Genomic DNA, 5,424 nt, shown 5'->3' on the forward strand with positions numbered 1-5,424 from the left:
GGGAGATGCGGCAGGCGACGGGCCGGCGAGCGACAGCGCGGCCAGTGCCGCCGCCGCGACCGTGCCGACCCGTTTCGTCCAGTATCGCATCGCGTCCCTCCGATTGCCGGGTCATCCTACCCCACAACGTCATCCCGGCGTAAGGTGGGGGGCGGGGACTACCCCTCCCCACCGCCCCCTACCGCAGGCGTCGCCGTCTCGCGGCTCGCCACCCGGCCGCTGCGCTGGAGCTTGCCCCAGCCGACCTGCCGGCCGCGGAGCGCCTGCGCGATCGCCTTGATGACGACGTAATACATGACCTGTCGGTAGCCGACCCGCTGCGGCACCAGCAGCCACAGCAACCGCCACCGCTCGCGCCGCTCGAGCGCGAAGGCGATCGTCGCCGCCAGCAGGTCGATCGCGGTGAACACCAGCCAGAAGCCGGCCATCTTCTCCAGCGACGCGGTGTTCTGCGCCCAGCCATGCGCCTGGATCGCCAGATAGGTGAATACGAACGACGCGATTAGCGCGAGATCGATGATCGGCGAGATCGCCGCCAGCACGATCTGGAACAGGATCGCCTGCGGCAGGCCGACGATCGCGAGCCCGCGCGGGTGGCCGTGCCCGATCATCGCGCGATGCTTGTAGAGGCATTGCAGCGTGCCATAGGCCCAGCGGAACCGCTGCTTGGCGAGGCCGCGCAGCGTCTCCGGCGCCTCTGTCCAGGCGACCGCGAACTGGTCGTAGCGGACGTGCCAGCCCGCGCGCTGGATCGCGATCGTCAGGTCCTGGTCCTCGGCCAGCGTGTCGTCGGGATAGCCGCCGACGCTGCGGATCGCGTCGAGCCGCCATGCGCCGACCGCGCCGGGCACGACCGTCATCGCGCCAAGCCTGGTGAGCGCGCGCCGCTCCAGGTTCTGCGCCGTGACATATTCCAGCGCCTGCCACCGGGTGATGAGGTTCACGCGGTTGCCGACCTTCGCGTTGCCCGCCACCGCGCCCAACGCTCCCGGTTGCGAGCCTGTCGAAGGAACGAACCAGCGCGCGAGGCGGGCGATGGTCGTCGTCTCGAACTGCGTATCGGCGTCCAGCGCGATGACGATCGGCGCGGTCACCAACTCCAGTCCGCGGTTGAGGGCGTGTGCCTTGCCGCCGTTGTCCAGCGTCAGCAGCCGGACCCTGGGATCGCCCGCGAAAGCGGACGCCACGATCTCGCTGGTCGCGTCCTTCGACCCGTCGTCGATCACGATCACCTCGATCCTGACGTCGGTCGACGCGAGCACGCCGCGCACCGCGCGCTCGACCACCCGCTCCTCGTTGAAGGCGGGGATCAGCACCGCGACGAACCGGTCGGGGTCAACCGCTGGGAACACCTCCTCGTTCTCGCGTCGCGCCTGGACCAGCGCGAGCGCGGACAGGGTGATCGCGCGCAGGATGCCGACGCTGATCGCGAACACGAACAGCCAGCGCAGGAAGATGACGCTCGCGCCCAGCGTCGAGAACAGCGCGAGGTCGGTCTGCGCCGCCAGCCGGTCGTTCGGCGAGATGACGGGCATCGACTGATCGCGCGTCAGCCCGGCGAGCCTCGACACGGGCACGAAGCGGAAGCCCAGCGCCTTTAGCCGGTCGATGATGACGGGCAGCGCCTCGATCGTCTGGTCGCGGTTGCCGCCCGCGTCGTGGAGCAGGACGATGTTGTGGCTGCACCGCACCTCGTTCTGCGCGGTACAATTCTCCGGCGCGCTGACGCCGGCGACGGTCGCGTCGATGATCTCCTGCACGCCGGGCCGTTTCCAGTCGCCGGGATCGACATGGAGGCCGACGGACAGGTAGCCGCGCTCCTGCGCCATCAGCGCGGGTCCGATCTCGTCCGCGGTGGTGGGCTCCGCGTCGCCGAAATAGGGCGCTCGGAACAGGCGCAGCGAGCGGCCGGTGAACGCCTGGAACAGACGCTGGTTGGTGTTGAGCTCGAACGCGACCTCGCGCGCCGACGCATCGGAGAGGTTCGGGTGGGTATAGGTGTGGCTGCCGACCTCATGCCCCTCGGCCACCTCGCGTTGCAGCAGGCCCCGGTTGGTGAGGCCGTTCTCGCCGACCATGAAGAACGTTGCCGGCACATGCTCGCGCTTCAGGATGTCCAGGATCCTGGGTGTCCAGTCGGGGTCCGGCCCGTCGTCGAACGTCAGTGCGACCATGCCGGGCTGATAGCCCGTGCGGTCGACCTCATAGGGCCGCGGGAGCTGGCGGAAGCGCACATCGGCCAGGCTGCCGTCGGACGCGGTCGCGATCGCGCGGATACCCTGCACCGGCTGGCCCGCGATCTTCAGTATCTCGCCCGCGCCCTCGATATCCACGTTGGTGCCCGCCGGGATCGTCTGGATCGTCGCGGCGGGCGGCAACGGGCGGTGGTCGCGCCCGAAGATCGACCACAGGCCCGGGTCCTCCGACCCCAGCCGCCACAGCGCGACCGCCTTCACCCCCGCCGCCTGGAGGAAGTGGAGCTGGTTGAAGGCGGATGCCGCGTCGAGCAGCCAGATTGTATGCCGGCTGTCGCCCTCCTGATAAACGAAGACGCTGTTGCCGCTCGCCCGGTCGAAGGCGGGCACCGCGTCGGATTCCTTGGCCGCTTCCCATGCTTCTTCCACGGTGATCGGGTCGCCGGTGCCGTCGTGCCAGTCGTAGCCGTAGCCGCCGATGCAGACGACCAGCTTGCTCGCCGGGATGCCGCGCGCGGCGTTGGCGACCGCCTGCGCGAACCACCGCTGCGACGCGATCGGACCGGGCGTGCCGGCCTGCTCGTGCTCGTCGTAGCTCATAAGGAACAGGCGGTCGACGACGCCGGCATAGGCGGGCAGGTCCCACTCCTCGTTCGCGACGGGCGCGGCGAGCGCGACGATCCAGCCGCGCGGGGCGAAACGGGCGTGCGCCTCCGCCAGGAACCGGCGATAGTCGGCCTGCGCGGTCGCCGGCAGGTCCTCGAAGTCGAAGCACGCACCCGACGCGGTGTTCTGCGCCAGCCAAGGGACCAGCCTGTCGAGGAACACGGCCCGGGCGACGGGGTCGTGCAGCATGGCCGCGATGCCGGGGCCGTCGAACTGGCCCGACAGCGCGTTCTGGATCGTGGGCAGAATCAGCGGTCGCTTGGCCGCGGCGTTGATGACCGCGCGCCCGGCGGTGTCGCGAAAGACCGTGATGTGATGGTCCGGCCCCGTCACCGTCACCCAGACTGGCAGGACCCAGTCGAGCTGGTCGATATGCCGCTGGAGCGAGGCGGCGCTGTTCGTGTCCCAGGGAACGTGGAAGGCGATTGCGAGCGGCGCGTTCCTCGCGGCCGAGGCGGCGGGGGACGCGCCGAGCAGCCGCTTGGCGTAATAGTCGATTCCCCGCCGCGTCCGGCCGAAGAAGCCGTCGCGCGGCGGCGGCAGCGCGTGGCTGGTCGCGTGTTCGGACTGGATCGGCAGCAGCGGCGCGCGCGGAACCGCGCCGATCGATACGGCGAAGACCGCGAGCGCGAGGAGGATCAGCCCGACGAACGCGATCACTGCCAGCCGGAACCGCCGCCGGCGCCGGCCAGACGCATCGAAGAACACTGCCTGGAACGCCATCGCCGCACCGTCTGCCACGCGCGCCCGGGACCGGCAATGGCGCCCGGACGATAACGGCGCCGCGCGCTGGCCGGCGTGGCTCCTCTCCTGCATCTAACCAGACAGGTTAGATGCAGGAGAGGTGGAACCGCGCGCCCTGCGCCGCCGCCGGCGCGCAGGCCGGGAGCTGGCCGGACCCGCCGACCGCCAGAAGCCGCAGGATCGACAGACTGTTTCTACGTCATTCCGGACGCCACGGCCACGACAACCGTAGCCGATCGCCGGAACGGCGCCGGCTGACCGATACTGACCAACCGTTCATCTTACTCGCGTGAGGGACTGCGGTTACAACAAAGGAGGTAGACAGTCCGTAGCAGACCGGGCTCGGCCCTTGCTGTCGCGGTCGTCGGGACGTCGGCTGCGGTTACGGCCCTTTCCACAATCTTTCCGGCATCTGGAGCCCGAAACAGCCTCTTCCAACCAGCACCAGCAAAGAACAGGAAAGCCATGAAACCCGTCTTCAGGATGGTTGCCGTCGCCGCCGTGACCGTGGCGTCCTTGTCGTCGGCCTATGTCAGTCCTGTCTTCAGGACGTTGTTCGTTGCCGCCGCGAGCACGGCTGCCGCGACGCCGGCTTTGGCGCAGACCACGAGCGCCATGCCGAAAACGGTCCATTTCGGGACCGAGATATGGACCGCGACCGACCATGGCGCGGGCGAGGCGGCCAATTACGACTATGTCATTGGCAACGGATCGGACGTGCGTCTCCTCGGCATCTACGGAAACGCCGCCCTCGACAATGCGAAGCCCGACCTGAACGACCGGGAGTTCCTGTTCTCGATCAGCAGCGCGAACAATACGGGGTCGGGCCAGCTGGCCGGCACGGCCTACGAGCCGTCGCATCACAGTGTGGACTCGGCCATCTTCGCCGGAATCCTGAAACAGGCGGGCGGAAGCAACGCCACCGTTCCGGTCAACGTCACCTTTCCCGGCGGGGGCATACCGCTTGCTCGGGGAGCCGTCAGGATCGCGGCCGTCACGGGCGTGTACGACTCCGGCAACGCCTATAAACCGATCGTCTTTCCCAACAACAACGTGGTGCTGTCATCCGAGCTGCACGTCACGTTCGTCTATTCGAACTAGGGCCGGTCCGACGTTCCGTGCGGCGATGATGGGGCATTAAGCCGGCCGCTTCCCTTCCAGCCGTCGCGGACGCCCGGATCGTGGTCGACCGACCCATCCGCCATGCCGCCTCGATCCCCGCCGCCTACGCGTCATCTCCCATCCGCAGCGCAGCGATGAACGCTTCCTGCGGGATGCTGACGGAGCCGTATTCGCGCATCCGCTTCTTGCCCTCCTTCTGCTTGTCGAGCAGCTTCTTCTTGCGGCTGATGTCGCCGCCATAGCATTTCGCCGTGACGTCCTTGCGTAGCGCCGCGATCGTCTCGCGGGCGATCACCTTGCCGCCGATCGCTGCCTGGATCGGAATCTTGAACAGGTGGCGCGGGATCAGGTCCTTCAGCCGCTCGCACATGCCGCGCCCCCGGCTCTCGGCAGTGCCGCGGTGGACGATCATGCTGAGCGCGTCGACCGGCTCGTTGTTGACCAGCACGCTCATCTTGACGAGGTCGCCCTCGCGATACCCGATCTGGTGGTAGTCGAAGCTCGCATAGCCGCGGCTGATGCTCTTGAGCCGATCGTAGAAGTCGAACACCACCTCGTTGAGCGGCAGCTCGTACGTCACCTGCGCGCGGCCGCCCACGTACGTCAGGTTCTTCTGGATGCCGCGCCGGTCCTGGCACAGCTTCAGGATGCTGCCGAGATACTCGTCGGGGACGTAGATCGTCGCCTCGATCCACGG

2 protein-coding genes and 1 pseudogene are annotated in these 5,424 nt (G+C 68.4%); 1 reads left to right on the plus strand and 2 read right to left on the minus strand.

What is annotated here, in order from left to right; translation table 11 throughout:
- Positions 1-158: 158 nt before the first annotated feature.
- Positions 159-3,584: a polysaccharide deacetylase family protein gene (locus HUV01_RS11420; RefSeq protein WP_174298371.1), complete on the minus strand. Its 3,426-nt coding sequence runs from the start codon at positions 3,582-3,584 to the stop codon at positions 159-161.
- A 486-nt stretch (positions 3,585-4,070) separates the two neighbouring features.
- Here HUV01_RS11420 and HUV01_RS11425 point away from each other — a divergent pair, with 486 nt between their 5' ends.
- Complete coding sequence (locus HUV01_RS11425) at positions 4,071-4,706, plus strand: hypothetical protein (protein ID WP_217430993.1); 636 nt, start codon at positions 4,071-4,073, stop codon at positions 4,704-4,706.
- Between the two features lie 124 nt (positions 4,707-4,830).
- Here HUV01_RS11425 and HUV01_RS11430 read toward each other — a convergent pair.
- Positions 4,831-5,424, minus strand: a pseudogene (locus HUV01_RS11430) (elongation factor 4); the annotation flags it as partial.

This window comes from Sphingomonas bacterium, assembly GCF_903643035.1.
Lineage (GTDB): Bacteria > Pseudomonadota > Alphaproteobacteria > Sphingomonadales > Sphingomonadaceae > Sphingomonas.